The sequence below is a fragment of the Cyclobacterium plantarum genome, from assembly GCF_011290685.1.
In the GTDB taxonomy this organism is placed as follows: Bacteria; Bacteroidota; Bacteroidia; order Cytophagales; family Cyclobacteriaceae; genus Cyclobacterium; species Cyclobacterium plantarum.
Genome location: NZ_JAANYN010000003.1, coordinates 116,002 through 131,401 on the forward strand (window position 1 = coordinate 116,002; position 15,400 = coordinate 131,401).

Genomic DNA, 15,400 nt, shown 5'->3' on the forward strand with positions numbered 1-15,400 from the left:
TTATTAAGTTCACAAAGCATCAGTTCCGATTACTGGGATGGTGTTTTCTATTTGTTAGTAAACCCATAAATGTGAAATTATGAAAAAATTTGTACTCACCTATTTGAAATTCCTTTTGGTATTTGGTACCCTTATTTTTTCAGGGTCAGATCTGGGTGCCGAACAATATGCTTTCAGAGGAGATGCTGGCCAGGTCAATTTGAATGTGATGGAGACCAGGATTTCTATCCGGGCAGAGGCTGCACCAGTGCTGAAAGTCTTAAGGGAAATTGGTGCACAATCCGATGTATTCTTCGCATTTGAAGATCAACTGGCTGAGCAGATTCGTCCTTTGAATATTGATGTAAAGGATCAGAAACTCCAGTTTGTTTTAGAGGAATTATCGGCAAAATATGGGCTGAAATTCAAACAGGTAAACAAAACCATCCATGTTGCCATAGCCAATAATTTAAAGGATCAAAAACAAAAAATTGGAGGATTGCGGGAAAAAACCATTACGGGTAAAGTTGTCGCGGATGATGGAGAAGGTATCCCCGGTGCTAATATTCGCATTAAAGATACGACCATTGGCACAGTTACGGACCTGGAGGGCAACTATTCCATTACAGTTCCCAATGAAGAAGCTGTGTTAATCTTTTCTTTTATCGGTTTTGTTACCCAGGAAGAAGTAGTTGGCAACCGCAGCGTGATCAACATCAACCTATCTACAGATTTATCCTCCCTGGATGAGGTAGTAGTGGTTGGATTTGGCACCCAGAAAAAAGAAAGTATCGTTGGTGCCATGACCTCTATTAATCCTTCCGAATTGAGGATCCCTTCCAGTAACTTAACTACCTCCTTGGCTGGAAGAATTGCCGGTTTGGTTTCTTATCAAACAAGTGGTGAACCTGGGGCCGACAATGCGCAATTTTTTGTTCGGGGCGTTGCTTCTTTTAACGGTCAAAATGGCCCCTTAATTTTGATTGACGGCGTGGAACTTACTACAGACGACCTGGCAAGGCTTCAACCTGATGATATTGAAAGCTTTGCTGTCCTGAAAGATCCTACAACCACTGCTATTTATGGTGCCAGGGGGGCTAATGGGATAATTTTGGTGACCACCAAAACAGGAAAAGAGGGACCTGCAGTGGTCAACTTAAGAATAGAGAGTTCCCTCAGCCAGCCCATTGGTCTGGTAGATCTGGCAGATCCGGTGACCCACATGAGGTTACAGAATGAAGCCAACCGAACCAGGGGGGATTTTGCCACTTTTACGGAAGAACAGATCGCAGGAACCCTAAGGGGAGGAAATCCCAATATTTATCCTGCTACCGATTGGTACAAACAATTATTCAGGGATTATGCCAACACTTCCCGGGTAAATTTAAATGTCAGAGGCGGTGGCCAAAAGGTGAGGTATTATGTAGCAGGGTCATTTAATAAGGACAACGGCTTATTGCAGGTGAACAAAACCAATAATTTCACCAATGGCATTGATTTAAAACGGTACTTATTAAGGTCCAATATCAATATTGATTTGCATAAAAATACGGAAATGATCGTCCGGTTACATTCCACCATAGATGATTACCGAGGTCCCCTACAGGGAGGAAATGCAATTTATAATGCGGCCGTTCGTACCAGCCCGACTCGTTTTCCCGCCATTTATGAGCCGGATCCTACACTGGAAGGTGTACCTCATATCTTATTTGGAAATGGGCTGCCCCCTAGGGGTGAAGGAACGGCGAGCGGAGGAGATGATAGCACGGTCCCGGTTTGGTTTAACCCTTATGCAGAACTTCAACGGGGTTATCGGGATACCAGGCGACAATTATCTTTGGTTCAGTTTGAAATGAAACAGAATCTTAGCGGAATAATTCCAGGTCTGACAGCCCGGTTGCTTGCCAATTCCAATACTACTTCTTATTTCGAAAACCGTAGGGGATATACGCCATTCTTTTACAGAATGTCTACTTTTGACCCTTTTACAGAAGATTATCGTCTGGTAAGGACTGCTCAGGGTTCGGGAGATGAGTCTCTTTCGCTATTGGGTGGGCAGCGTACAAACAATTCCGTGTTTTATATGGAATCTGCCGTCAATTATAACCAAACTTTTGATAAGCATACAGTGGGAGGCCTTCTCGTTTTTGTGGCCAGAGAATACCTGGACGGTAATGCTAATACGGTGCAGCTCTCATTGCCCAGTAGAAATCTTGGCGTTTCCGGACGGTACAATTATGATTATGATAACCGGTATTTCGCAGAATTTAATTTCGGTTACAATGGTTCGGAGCGCTTTGCCAAAAACAACCGATTTGGCTTCTTCCCGTCTTTTGGTCTGGCTTGGCTGCTTTCCAATGAACCCTTCCTGAGTGGATTATCCCCAAGAGTTAGCCGGGTAAAACTTAGGGCCTCCTTTGGATGGGTCGGAAATGACCGTATAGGCGATGACCGGAATGACCGCTTTTTTTACCTATCAGAGGTAGACCTGAGCAGTAATCAGAACCAAGCTACTTTCGGAAGAGAACTGAATACTACCTTCCCGGGAGTAATCATCAGAAGATATGCCAACCCAATGGTGACCTGGGAAAAATCCAGAAAAGCCAACCTGGGTCTGGAACTTAACTTTTTAGATGATGCAATCCAATTCAGGGTGGATGCTTTCAATGAAATTCGAACCAGTATATTACAAGAACGGGCTGACATTCCTTCTACGCTGGGATTACAAGCCAATCTGAAGACCAATGTGGGAGAGGTTACCGCCAAAGGCATTGATGCCTCCCTGGATGTAAACCATTATATCAACAACAATTTTTGGATAACGGGAAGGGGTACCTTTACTTATGCTGACAATGAATTCCGTGTGTATGAAGAACCCAATTATGCCGCCGTCGGTGCTCCATGGAGGTCCAATGTCGGCAACAATGTGACCGTCTCGCAGGGCTATATAGCAGAACGGCTTTTTGTGGATGATGAAGAGGCAATGAATTCTCCGGCACAGTTTGGATCTCCTGGAATTGACTATGGCGGCGGTGATATAAAGTACAAAGACCTCAATGGCGACGGAGTGATTACCACACTTGATCAGGCTCCTATTGGTAAACCCCAAATACCCAGGGTCATTTATGGACTTGGGCTTTCGGCGGGGTACAAAAGGTTTGATATTAACTTCTTTTTTCAGGGATTGAGCGATGTTTCATTTTTTATCAATCCGGTTACCACCGGTCCATTTGTCAATTCCATTCAAGATGCAGGAATTAATGCCGTTACCGATGGGAGCGGGAATGGATTTGGCAATGGTATCTTAAGCGAAAATGGCATGCTTCAGGCTTATGCTGATAGCCATTGGTCGGAAGAAAACCGGGATATCTACGCATTGTGGCCCAGGTTGTCATCAAACGTGGTTCCCAATAACACGGTGAGAAGTACCTGGTGGTTACGGGATGGCTCCTTTTTAAGGCTTAAACAAGTGGAGGTAGGCTATAATTTGTTGAAAAATCCTGAAAATAAAATTGGCTTGACCAATCTTCGGCTTTATGCCACCGGGACCAATCTTTTTACCTGGAGTAAGTTTGACCTATGGGATCCGGAGTTGGGCGGCAATGGGCTGAATTATCCCTTGCAGAGGGTAATTAACTTGGGGATTCATATCGGATTTTAAAGAAAGAAATTATGAAGATTAAATTGATAAAATTTATTGTAAGTCTGAGCCTGGTTTTTTCAATGGGTTCCTGTGGCGATTTTATAGATGTGGTTCCTGATAACATTGCTGTGATCGAAGGGGCCTTTGAAACCCGGGAAAGTGCCTTGAGGTTTTTAGCGACTCTTTACAATTACCTGCCTCCTTATTCCAGTATAAATAATCCTGCCTTGGCCGCAGGTGATGAAATATCTGTGAATGATAATGTGTCCAGGAACTGGCAATCGAGAATTATTTCCAGAGGAGGGCAAAATGTCACCTCTCCAAGTCTGGGCTATTGGGGAAACACCGGAACGGTAAGTAACATGTTTATCGCATTGAGAGACTGTAATATTTTTCTGGATAATGTGGACAGACCATTTAACCTCACCGAGACGGAGAAGGTAAAATGGATCGCGGAAGCCAAATTTTTAAAGGCTTATTTTCATTTTTACCTGATGAGGATGTACGGTCCTATTCCCATTATCCGTGAAAATATCGAAGTCAGCAGTGGAGTGGAAGCTGTAAGGGTAAGAAGAAATTCCGTGGATGAAGTAACCGATTATATTGTGGAATTATTAGATGAAGCCATTCCGGATTTGCCTTTGATCATTGAGGATAGAGGACTTGAATTAGGAAGGATAACTGCCCCAGCAGCAGCTGCGATTAAGGCGAAAGTTTTGGTGACATCTGCCAGCCCACTTTTCAATGGCAATTCAGATTATAGTAACTTTCTTGACCATGAGGGAAATAACTTTATCAGTACCACTTTTGATGAAACCAAATGGGTGAGGGCTGCAGAGGCCTGCAAGGAAGCCATCGATCTAGCCCATGAAGCTGGGCATTTACTTTATCGTTTTGAAGGTGCACCATCAGATTGGTCTGATACCACAGTTGTAAAACTCAGTGTGCGCGGTAGTGTCACCGAAAGGTGGAATGATGAATTGATCTGGGGCAGTTCCGACAGCCCGGCTGGTGGAGAACTTCAAAGTTGGGCCCAGGCAAAAATAGCACCTGGCCTTACAGCAGAAAACCGGGAAAGCACCCAATCCTGGTGGTCACCACCCCTACAGATTGCCGAAATGTTTTACTCTGAAAATGGAGTGCCCATCGATGAAGATGTGAGTTACAATTATGCAGATCGCTATGAAGTAGCTGAGGCGGGTATTGCTCATAAACATTACGTTCAACCTGGGTTCAATACCGCCCGGTTGAATTTGAACCGGGAAATAAGGTTTTATGCTTCCCTGGGTTTTGACGGCGGTGTTTGGTTTGGCCATGGGGTAAACAGTGATGATAATGCATTGATTGTGGAAGGAAAAAGAGGAGAGAAAGCCGGAAGGTTGGATGCCAACAGATGGTCCCAAAGTGGATACTGGGCAAAAAAGCTGGTATACTACGAAAATGTTCAAGCCACTTCCGGATCAGGCTACACCAGCCGGGCTTACCCCTTTCCTATTGTTCGGTTGGCGGACTTATACCTGATGTATGCCGAAGCCCTCAACGAATCCTCAGGCCCGTCCAGCGCCTACGAATGGATTGACCTGGTAAGAGAAAGGGCAGGATTGCAAGGAGTACTGCAGTCCTGGAGTGAATTTTCCAATCAGCCGTCAAAACCCACCACTCAAGAAGGTTTTAGAGAAATCCTGCAGAATGAAAGGATGATCGAATTGGTTTTTGAAGGGCAAAGGTTTTGGGACCTTAGGCGCTGGAAAAGAGCTGCCGAGTTTTTAAACCGCGACATACAGGCCTGGAATGTAGAGGGTGAAACCACTGCTTCTTACTATAATGTAATCAATGTTGGAACTTATAAATTCTTGAATAGAGATTACCTATGGCCTATTGCAGAAGAAGATCTTATTGCCAATTCCAATCTCGTACAAAATCCTGGTTGGTGAGCTACATATAAAATAAGGAACTATGAAATTGAACAAATTTATTATTTGCACATTTATAGCAGTTTGCATGGTACTTTCTGCATGCGAAGAAGAGGAAAGGGGTCCTCTGACCAATGATGGTGTACCTCCCTCCCCGGTGACTGAAGTCACGGTAACCAACTTGCCAGGTGGCGCCAAAATCACTTACAGTGTTCCTGCCGATCAGGATGCACTGCTGGTTCAGGCCACCTATAAACTCGACAATGGGAAAATAGTGACTTCTAAATCTTCTATATTCAAAAACCATATTGTTGTAGAGGGACTAAGGGAAATAAAAGAACAGGTAGTGGAATTGGTGACAATAGACAGGAGCAACAATCAATCTGAACCGGTAAATGTCACCATTTTGCCAGAAACAGCCCCCATTGATAAATTGTATGCCAGTTTTGAACTGGATGAAGATTTTGGGGGAGTTAGGTTGAAATACAACAATGAAGACCAGATTGCAGCCGAATTACTATTGTATGCCGAAGATGAAAGTGGGAACCTGATTTACCAACAATCTACATTTATCAGTGATGACCAGAGAACACATCAAACCTTTAGGGGATTTCCACCTTTGTCAAAGAAATTTGGTGTATCAGCGATAGACCGTTGGGATAATTCCACTGAAATCATGGAAGCGGTAAAGACCCCTCTGGAAGAAGTAATACTGAATATTGAGAATTTCAGGGACGTGTTTTTAACCGGAGATGAGTCCGATGCCTTTGGATGGACAAAGTCAAATTTATGGAACGGGTCCATTGCAGGATCAGGATTCCATACAGCACAAGGACAGCCTGGCACAGTTGTCCCTCCTTATTCCGAAGGCTACCATATATTCACCCTGGACCTTGGGGTCCTTGCAAAACTCAGTCGGTTTAAATTCTGGCAAAGGCAGGATTCCTGGATTTTTACCCACGGCAATCCTAGGCACTTCGAAATCTGGGGAATTGATGAGCTTCCTGAAGACAATGGCGCGTCCCTGGAGGGGTGGACCAAAATGATAGAAAACGGAGAAGTGGTAAAACCATCGGGAGGACCCCTGGGCACAAACAGTGCAGAAGATGTGGCTCAAGCTGCAGATGGGGAGGAATTTGAGTTTCCCATCGACGCTCCGCCCGTTCGCTATATTCGGTTTGTAAACCTGGAATCCTGGTCAACAGGGAAATTTATGCATTTGATGGAGTTAAACTTTTGGGGACAAATAGAGGAATAAACATGAAAAATTTATCAGTTAGCAATATCCTGTTTTTGGTTTCCTTCTTTGCTCTTATTGTAATGTCCACGGCTTGTGAGACTACATTGGAAACTTATGATGAGTTCGTCAAAGAAGGTGAAACCGTTTACATCGGTGCCGCCGATACCGTATTTGTAGGTTCGGGATTCAATAAATTACGGTTCTGGGTGGCCATCAATGCTGATCCGAAGATAAAAAAGGGATTTCTGGAGAGTTCGAATGGTGAAATCAGTCATGAATTTGAAATTCAAAGAAATAAGCCCGGAAACGATACAATCAGCTTTGACCTTGACCTTCCCGAAGGAGAATATACATTCGGACTTTTCCTTATGGACGATGCCGGCAATAGCTCCGTCAGGAAGGAAGTTCCCGCCACCGTTTATGGAGAAAAATACAGGGAAAACCTGATCAACAGAACCGTGCAGAAAATTTCGGCTTATAAAGACCATGCGGTAGTGAGTTGGTCGGAAGCCGAGCCGAATACGCAGACTACCACCATCACCTATGAGGATCGTCAGGGTGTTTCACAATCAATTCACGTAGAAAATGAGAGCATGGAAACCATCCTTTCTGACTACAAAAGAGGAAGTGTGTTTTCTGTGACCAGTAGTTTCCTGCCCAATGCAAATGCCATTGAAAGTTTTCAGGCAAGCCCAATAGAAACGGAATTGCCCGAGCAGTATATGATCAACAAAGCCAATATCACGGCTTTAAAGTTGCCTTTTGATGCATCTGACGGTTGTTATGGAAGCAGCTACACCAGGCTAACTGATGGTTCGACTGCGGAATTCTGGCACAGTTGTGAGGATCCGGAGACAAATGCTGAAGACCTGTATCCCTGGGTTATGAGTTTTGATTTGGGGGATCCCGCCCTTATCAGCAAATTCAGGTTGGATGAAAGAGCGGGTTGCTGCGGGGAAAGAAGTCCGGCGGAATACCAAATTTGGGTAACAAATGATATTGATGGGGCTGCTACAGGCAATATTGACGAAATGTCTTTGGAAGATTGGGAAGAGGATGCCCAAGCCAAAGGCTGGACCAAGGCATTGGAAGTCACAGGAAACAGCCAACCAACATTTGAAGTAACCATTAGCAACCTGGCGTCCGAATATCAGTATGTGCGGCTAGTGGGGATTGCTTCTATAGGGGGCGGCCTGGCAGGAAATTTCAATGAATTTACCTTTTGGGGCAAATAGGCCAGCACTAATTTTAGCTTATGGGAATTTCAACCCCTTTTTGTTTCAGGTTAAGAACTTAAACAAAAAGGGGTTTTTAAAAGATAAAGTTGATAACCGAGTCCTGATTTCTTTTGGTAGCGAGTTGTTTATCAACCCACCTACTCTTCGACGGCACTACTATGTTACTGGTGCCATCAGGCTTGAGGGAGAAAAGATCGCTTTTGAGGCTGAACAGGTTCTTTTTATCGGATACGAAGCGGCCTGGGGAATCATGGAAGAGTTTACTGAAATGAAAATTAATTCCGAGGCCCAGCCCTTGCGCTCAACGGTTGATTACAGGGAGGAGGGGTCAAAATTGGCCCTTATTACGGCATGCAATGATGTAATATTATCTATGTGTGCACCCCATCCGGTATATTCATCAATAAGCTGAAATGTAATAACTGACCTTTTCAATGGTCATTTAATCAATTTCAATCCTTCCAGGGCTGATTTATCGTCAGGATTGTTCATCAGTACCTTTTGAAAAAGTACTGACGCCTCTCTTGTCTTCTGAAGATTTAATTTGTTCCAGGCCAGAAGAATCAAACCATCGTAATCAAAGGGGTATAGATTGACTACTTTTTCTAAGTATGGATCGGCTTTGTCATAGATACCCTGATTGTAATAAATCAGCCCCAACCTGTAGTTAACCAGGGAATTTTGAGGATCCGATTGCAGGATTTTCTAATATATCCCTATGATCTGATTCCAGTCTCCCTGCATGGATAAGGGTAAAACCAAACCCAATTTTGGTTCAATGGCATAAGGCTTCAAGTTGACTGCTTTTTGGTAATAATTCACGGATTCTTCGAGCTGCCCTGCCTGGAATTGGAGCCAACCCAGTCTCAAATTGATCTCATAGCCGTCTGATTGGTAGATAGCTTGTAACGCTTCTGCCGCTGCCTTGTAATTCCCAGTTTTTTCAAGCGCATAACTTTGCTTGAAAGCATTGATGACATTATCCTGCGCATGCACTTGTAAAGATAGCAAAAGCATAAAAGCCAGTAAGTAGCTTTTGATTAAGGGCCTTGAAGCTGCCAGGACGCCTTTCTTGCGGGGGAACGTTAGAATCTCCATGATGTAATTGCAGTAAGGGAATGTAATTGATAATTTTTTTGATTGAAAGTTTCTCCTGTAAAGGGGGTCTGAATAAACTGGCTTTGGTTCTTCAAGTAGGTATAATCCACGGTAAAGGACCATTTAGGTGTGGCTTGAAAGATAAAGCGTCCACCAAACCTTTGCTTGACCAAATCCATGCGGTTAAAGATGACCAACCCGTCTTTCATAAAGTAGTTCTCGATTTCCCCAAAGGTGCCATAGGCTTCCAACCAAAGCCATTCAGTCGCCTTCAATCCCAATTGTTGATCAATGACCAGCCTGTTATTATTGCTTCCGTCTATGAAGTCCTGGTTTTGATAAGAGGCTGTTGTAATGGTGTATAAATGGAGGTTGCCCAGGGGATAGGTGATCAGTTTAAAGTAAGTTTGATTTTGAATGAAATCGGAAATGTTTCCTCTATAATAGCTAGCTCCGAGGCTGATGTATTCAAATCGCTTGTAAACCGAGACAAAACCAACCCAATTATTAGTGTTGACGGTAGTAGCAACTGTGCGAATGGAAGGCCGGCCTGGAGATCCGGTCAATATCTCAGTCAATGTCTGGTAATTTGAATTGACATAATGTAAGCCTCCGGAAAGGGTAAGTCCTTTCGTAACCAGAAAGCTCATATGGCCGTAATATTGATGCAATTCCGATTGGAAATCATTCTCCAACTGCGACTCATTGGAAGCCTGGGTGTACCGGAGTTGATTCACTTGAAGGTTGGAATATCCGTGGTAGAAAGACCAACGTGGATCTATTTGATGCTGAAGGCCCAGGAAAAAATAATGATGCTGTTTTGGAATGAATTGAGTACCGTCTTTATCCAAGGGGATATTGGTAGTAAAATTGTCCAAAACACCCGTCTCAGTGATTCCCGTGTAGTTGTAAGCCAGATCCAAACCAGAAATGAAGTTTCGTTTTTCCGTTTTTGTTTTTGTCTTGAGTTCAAGCGAAAAATCCGCAGCCACCAAACTGGCTTCAGCCTGTCTGCCCGCCATCAAATACGAATAATACAGGTATTCGTTGACGTAAGCTTCGGAATCATTCATTTTTAAGGCTTTTTCAAAATGCCTGGCCGCCAGATGGAAATTTTGTTTTTCGTAATGAGCCAAGCCCAATCTGACCCTCAGGTAATAATAGTCTATACCAGATTTCAAGGCCTTTCGTCCTTCAGAAATCAATTCATCCCAGTTTTTTTGTTGGAATAAAACATAGGTGAGCCTGTCAGTTTCAGGCAGACTTTTTTGTTCCTGGGCATTTACAAAATTGGACCCGAATAGCACCAAAATAATGCTTATGCTGATAGTGATTCTATCCATGTCGTTTCTAGGATTGAATTTCCGGATTGAAAATGAAAACTTCTGATTCCGGTATTGTCGATAAGGAATTCAAAGGAATACGTGTCCAGTTTTCTGCCGAAAGAACTTTTGATGATTTCTCCTTTTAATTCAATAGGCTTGAGGGAAAGTCCGTTTCCTTTTTCAGGATAGCGAAGTCTGTATTCCCCCTCAGATATCTGAGAAAGGGAGCGATAAAATCTTGCAAGAAGATTTTCTTGGGATGGAAGACCATATTTATCGGAAAACTATCCCTCAACTCTAAGCCATTGGTAAAACCGAAACTGATTTTGTATGCAGCCAAATAAAATCGGTATAGGGTCGATCTTCGGTCTCCTTCAAAATGAGTAAAATGCAGCATGGCCTCATCCAGTTTGAAATAGGCCTTGGACCCACTCGGCTCGCACTCCAGATACCGGTTTAGTGAATAATCTTTTTTTACAGTCCAGGTGATTTGCTGTTCTTCCTTATTTTTAAACTTCAATTGCTCACCGATAACAAATGAAAATGCGTTTTTCAGTGCTGAATGCGGATTCAATGAGGACACCATCGCTCCCACAGGTGGAGTGGCTACCGACAACAAGGAGTCTTTATTCTGATAACGCATCCAAACATCCGAAATCGGGTAATCTATTGTTTTGGAACCGATATGGGGAGTAGACTGTAGCTGAAAATGCAAGTGTGGAAAGGGAGAGTTTCCAGAATTGCCCAATCGGGCAATGATGTCCCCCTTTTTGACTTTATCTCCTATTTGCGGGACAATACTTCCTTTTCGTAAATGACTTAATTGGCTGAATAAAAAATCCGAATGTCTTATGACAATGGTATTGCCCCAGTTTTTTTCCAGGTTTCTTTTCCCGATAGGGTTGTCGTCCACATCGTTCACCACGTTTTCTATCGTTCCGTAGGCAGGTGCAAGAAGGTTTTTGTCAAAGCAGTAATAATCAGCAGGATAGTCTCCTTCATCTTTAAAGGTTTTTCCTTCTTCGTCTTTGATTTCAAAATCCCAGGCATGCTTCCACTCATCTTTGTGGGTGTAGGATCCCTTATGGCCTTGGGTAATTGCCCATTCCCCGAAAAAGGGGAGGTAGATAGGAATAGGACTGTCCTTACCAAACCTGTCCATAAAGTTGCGATAGTTGTATAGATTTTTCTCTGGGGAATTCTGTTGCCAGAAAATGGTGCTTAGGCCTATGCGGTTGTCCATCCGAAACTTTAACCCATACAGGAAAGTCAGTACGGCCAGATTGAAAGGGAAGGAATGTACAGGTAGGTAAAAAAGGTTGAAGATTTCCTGTAGGGAAATACTCAGGACAGCAACTATCGGAATAATGATCAATAGACTGGCAAAAGAGCTTTTGTTGGGAATAATGAAAAATCCCCCCAGAGCGATTGCGGTAAGGAAATAATTGAAGCCTATAAAGCTATAGGAGATTCCCGTAAAAGGAACCCCTAACACCAAATAAAAGGCATAGGCTATGTAAAATCCCAATAGGGAAAGCGTGAAACCTATTCTGGAATATATCAGCAGGCCGATTGCCGCAAATACTCCGGCAAATATATTTTGCTGAAAGAATATGGCTCCTAAAGAGAGGAAATAGGTTTTTAGGGAAGAAGGAAAAGGAAATTGGTTCCACCATTCATACAGACTCACCAATTGATTGCCTCCCAGAAGATAAAGTTCATTCAGCACATAAATGCCTCTTTCATTCAGTCCGAGGGCTTCAAACTGTCTGGAAGCCAGGCGGAGCAGCCAAAACACCAGTATGAAAGGCAAACTAAGAAATGGAAGACCGTATTTTCCTAAGATGCCCTCAAAGGCCAGTGAAACAAAAAGCGTTAATACCCCTGAAATCAATATTAGAAACAAAAGCAGAGGACCTGGCTGGAAATAAATCGCCAGACCGACTCCTACCAGTAGGCTATTGAATCCATAGTACCCTTGACGGATAGGGTACTCACTTAGCCCGATGATATATCCGGTAAGCAGGGCTGCGGAAACGGAAAGCAAGCCATAAATTCCCACATAAAAGTCCACGAAAGTGAGCAGCAACAAGATGATTCCAAACCATTTGTTGTTCGAAAAAAACACCTGAGCATAACTGTTGACCAGGGCTTGTGGAAACCATTCCAGCTTCTTCATGGATCCGGGCCTTTTAGAGGTTAAAATTCTGGAGATGTTCCGGTGTTATTTCCTGTGAGTTAATAGTATCCAGGGTTTCGCCTTTTCTAACCAGATGAGCTTTGCCTTTCATATCCAGCATCACAATTTGGGGACGAAGGTTGATGAACTGCATCCACTGGGTGGTATTGTAGGCGCCTACACGCCTTACCACATAGTGATCGCCTTTTTTGAGCAAGGGAAACATGACGTTTCCCCGGATGACATCGATATTCATACAAAGAGGCCCATAAATGGTCGTATCCTCCATTTGGTCTGAAATGGGTTCGATGGGGCGGATATCGTGTTCGTACCAGAATGCCGTAAAGAGCAGGTTAACCCCTGTATCAATGATGGTTGCTCTTCGTCCGTCGGATAGTCTTTTGTTAGCCAATACAGTGCCTGCCAGGTAACCGGCATCGTCTATCAACGCCCGACCAGTTTCCAGTATGAGCATGGGTAGGTGATCTGGTTTGATTTCAGAACTCATCAAAGCAGAAGTGATGGCCTCTGCAAAATCATCAAAAGAAGGCGTAGTATCCGTACCAGGATAATAGGCTCCACGGACTGTATTTTTAGAAGCAAAACCCCCTCCTATATCTATATACTGGATGACATGACCGTGTTTTTTTTCCAGGCTAACAGCCAGTTGGGCAAGTTTTGACGCTGCAATTTTATAGGCTTCAGTCGTCATCATATAGGTACCGATATGGGTATGCAGCCCGATCAGGTCCAGATTTTTGCTGGCCTTGATCCTGTTCAGCGCATCCCAGGCCTCTCCATTTTCAAAATTGAAACCAAATCGGTCCCACTTTGGATAAACACCTACGTCCATGTTGATTCGGATGGCAACTTTTGGCCTCTCGTCCATTTCCCTGGATAGGTGGATGATCTCATAGAGTTCGTCAAAGTGATCGATATGAATCAGGGAACTGTTTTGAATGGCCTTTCTCAGGTCTTCTTTACTTTTATTGGGGCCATTAAAAATAATCGATTCGCCGGGAACGCCGTTGGCCGCCGCCTTGTCATATTCGAAACCAGAAACCACCTCTGCCCAGACGCCTTCCTGATGGAACGCCTTGCAAACAGCATTCAAGTAATTGGTCTTGTACGACCAGGCAAATTGCACATTGGGATACCGGGAACTAAAGGCCCTGTAGGCTTCCTTGTAGGTTTTTCTGATGCTGGATTCTGATAAAATGAATAAGGGTGAGCCATATTCATTGATCAGGGATTTGATGGAAAGCCCATCTATATGGGATAGCGGTTCCAGTTTTCTTGAAATACCGTGTTTGCTGGGAATACCAGCGCTGATTTTTTGAATTGTGGGTCTTTCAAATGGTAGCTTTTCCATGACGGTTTGGTTTTTTAGGGGTTACAGTTCACCTTTGGTGGACAGTTTTTCAAATTCGTCTAAGTCTGTAATCATGTCAAAGGAATACCGGATAAACATTTTTCCGGAAGCATACCCCTGAAAAGGTTTTACCTCTTCTCCCAACGCCAGCCGAACCAAAGCTTCGGGTAGATTTTGCCCGGCTGCAACAGCCAGGTAAACCCATGCAGGTAATCTGGGGTTGATTTCGATCAGGTATAATCCATTTTTGGCCGTGCGAATCAGTTCCAATTCCATGCCTCCCCTCCAATGGGTCTGGGAGATAATTTTATCTGTCAGGTCCAGCATGGTAGGGTCCTCCAAGGTAATTCCTCCCCATGCTTTCCCCTTGTCCGTGATATACGTTTTACGCATGGGTACGGCCCCAATGGTGTTTCCCTTGCCATCTCCCAACGCCACGACGTTGACTTCAGTGCCTTTGACAAATTCCTGAATAACGATAGGAAGTCCCCATTTGGAGGCGATTTTGTTGAAATACATTCCGAGCTGATCCAGATCATACGCCATGTATGCATCGTAGAACTTTCCTTTTACGACCACAGGAAATTCGAATTTTTCCTTATGCTGCAAAAAATCCTGCACACTGCTGATGGGTTCACTGTACGGTACGTTGACCCCGTACTTTTTCCCATACTCCGGAAGGTTGGATTTATGCCTTTCTTCAAATTGGTTGAGCGTGGGTAGAAAGGTAGTGATTCCGATTTCCCGAAGTGTTTTTTCAGACTTCATAAAGGTGAAAAGTTCCGAATCAAAATTGGGGATCAATACGTCTATTTGTTCTTTCTCTTGGATGTACTTCAAACGCTCTAGCAAAGGTTCTACTCCGTCGGAAGGATAAGGGACTTTGTAGGTTTTATCCACTAAATCATGCATGTAAGCACCAGGTTCCAGATTTTCATAGGCCAGTCCAATTATCCTTGGATTTAGTATTTTGGAATCTCGGATTCCACGGATGACAGGAATACCCGGTCCGGGGCTATCGATATTGTTGAGCCCGGATAGTGCAATTGTGAGCTTAGGCATCTGTTTCCACTTCTATTAGGTTAAATTGCTTGAGTGCAGCTACAAAATCATAGAAATACCTGTCGAACGTTTCCTGGTCCACCTCATATTTCGCTAGCAGTGCCTCCGACAAATCTTCGTAGGTTTGCCCATTTTTGATCAAATGAATGATTTCTAGTCCAAGGGGGTTTAAGGAGTAGGACTCTCCCGAAAGCGGATCAAAGACGAATCCCGATTCACTTATGGCGATATTTTTTCTGATTTTTGGCATGGTATTCGGCATAAAAGGAACCAAGGTGTTGCCGAAAAGTACATAATGTTTTGGGTAATTTTTATGACATTAGTCACACGTCCGAAAAGAATACCAACCGA

The 15,400-nt window shown here is 43.7% G+C and carries 12 protein-coding genes; 5 read left to right on the forward strand and 7 right to left on the reverse strand.

Going from position 1 to position 15,400, the window contains the following annotated elements; genetic code table 11:
- Positions 1 to 79: 79 nt before the first annotated feature.
- From G9Q97_RS08500 to G9Q97_RS08520, 5 genes are read left to right on the forward strand one after another with little or no spacing between them, the layout of a single operon-like run.
- Positions 80 to 3,640: a SusC/RagA family TonB-linked outer membrane protein gene (locus tag G9Q97_RS08500; RefSeq protein ID WP_246255529.1), complete on the forward strand. Its 3,561-nt coding sequence runs from the start codon at positions 80 to 82 to the stop codon at positions 3,638 to 3,640.
- Between the two features lie 11 nt (positions 3,641 to 3,651).
- Positions 3,652 to 5,556, forward strand: coding sequence for a RagB/SusD family nutrient uptake outer membrane protein (locus G9Q97_RS08505; protein ID WP_166145605.1), 1,905 nt, complete (start codon positions 3,652 to 3,654; stop codon positions 5,554 to 5,556).
- Positions 5,557 to 5,578: 22 nt separating this feature from the next.
- Complete coding sequence (locus G9Q97_RS08510; protein ID WP_166145608.1) at positions 5,579 to 6,793, forward strand: DUF5000 domain-containing lipoprotein; 1,215 nt, start codon at positions 5,579 to 5,581, stop codon at positions 6,791 to 6,793.
- Between the two features lie 2 nt (positions 6,794 to 6,795).
- A complete protein-coding gene (locus tag G9Q97_RS08515) occupies positions 6,796 to 8,010 on the forward strand; it encodes a DUF4998 domain-containing protein (RefSeq protein ID WP_166145611.1) in 1,215 nt (404 codons plus the stop codon).
- A 40-nt stretch (positions 8,011 to 8,050) separates the two neighbouring features.
- Complete coding sequence (locus G9Q97_RS08520; RefSeq protein ID WP_222851954.1) at positions 8,051 to 8,425, forward strand: hypothetical protein; 375 nt, start codon at positions 8,051 to 8,053, stop codon at positions 8,423 to 8,425.
- Between the two features lie 26 nt (positions 8,426 to 8,451).
- Here G9Q97_RS08520 and G9Q97_RS25010 read toward each other — a convergent pair whose 3' ends face one another.
- The 7 genes from G9Q97_RS25010 to G9Q97_RS08550 all read right to left on the reverse strand — a co-directional run bounded on the left by G9Q97_RS25010 (position 8,452) and on the right by G9Q97_RS08550 (position 15,299).
- The gene (locus G9Q97_RS25010; RefSeq protein WP_246255531.1) at positions 8,452 to 8,673 is read right to left on the reverse strand and encodes a tetratricopeptide repeat protein; all 222 of its coding nucleotides are present in this window, start codon (positions 8,671 to 8,673) and stop codon (positions 8,452 to 8,454) included.
- A 45-nt stretch (positions 8,674 to 8,718) separates the two neighbouring features.
- Entirely contained in the window at positions 8,719 to 9,111 is a 393-nt protein-coding gene (locus G9Q97_RS25015; protein WP_246255533.1) for a tetratricopeptide repeat protein, read from the reverse strand.
- The gene (locus G9Q97_RS08530; RefSeq protein ID WP_166145617.1) at positions 9,099 to 10,454 is read right to left on the reverse strand and encodes a tetratricopeptide repeat protein; all 1,356 of its coding nucleotides are present in this window, start codon (positions 10,452 to 10,454) and stop codon (positions 9,099 to 9,101) included. The genes G9Q97_RS25015 and G9Q97_RS08530 overlap by 13 nt, the downstream gene beginning before the upstream one ends.
- Positions 10,455 to 10,578: 124 nt before the next feature.
- Complete coding sequence (locus tag G9Q97_RS08535) at positions 10,579 to 12,615, reverse strand: urea transporter (RefSeq protein ID WP_246255535.1); 2,037 nt, start codon at positions 12,613 to 12,615, stop codon at positions 10,579 to 10,581.
- 13 nt (positions 12,616 to 12,628) lie between these two features.
- Positions 12,629 to 13,987, reverse strand: coding sequence for an alanine racemase (locus G9Q97_RS08540; RefSeq protein ID WP_166145620.1), 1,359 nt, complete (start codon positions 13,985 to 13,987; stop codon positions 12,629 to 12,631).
- Between the two features lie 21 nt (positions 13,988 to 14,008).
- Positions 14,009 to 15,049, reverse strand: a complete 1,041-nt coding sequence (locus G9Q97_RS08545) for an ATP-grasp domain-containing protein (RefSeq protein WP_166145622.1) — start codon at positions 15,047 to 15,049, stop codon at positions 14,009 to 14,011.
- Positions 15,042 to 15,299, reverse strand: a complete 258-nt coding sequence (locus tag G9Q97_RS08550; protein ID WP_166145625.1) for a PqqD family protein — start codon at positions 15,297 to 15,299, stop codon at positions 15,042 to 15,044. The genes G9Q97_RS08545 and G9Q97_RS08550 overlap by 8 nt, the downstream gene beginning before the upstream one ends.
- Positions 15,300 to 15,400: the final 101 nt, after the last annotated feature.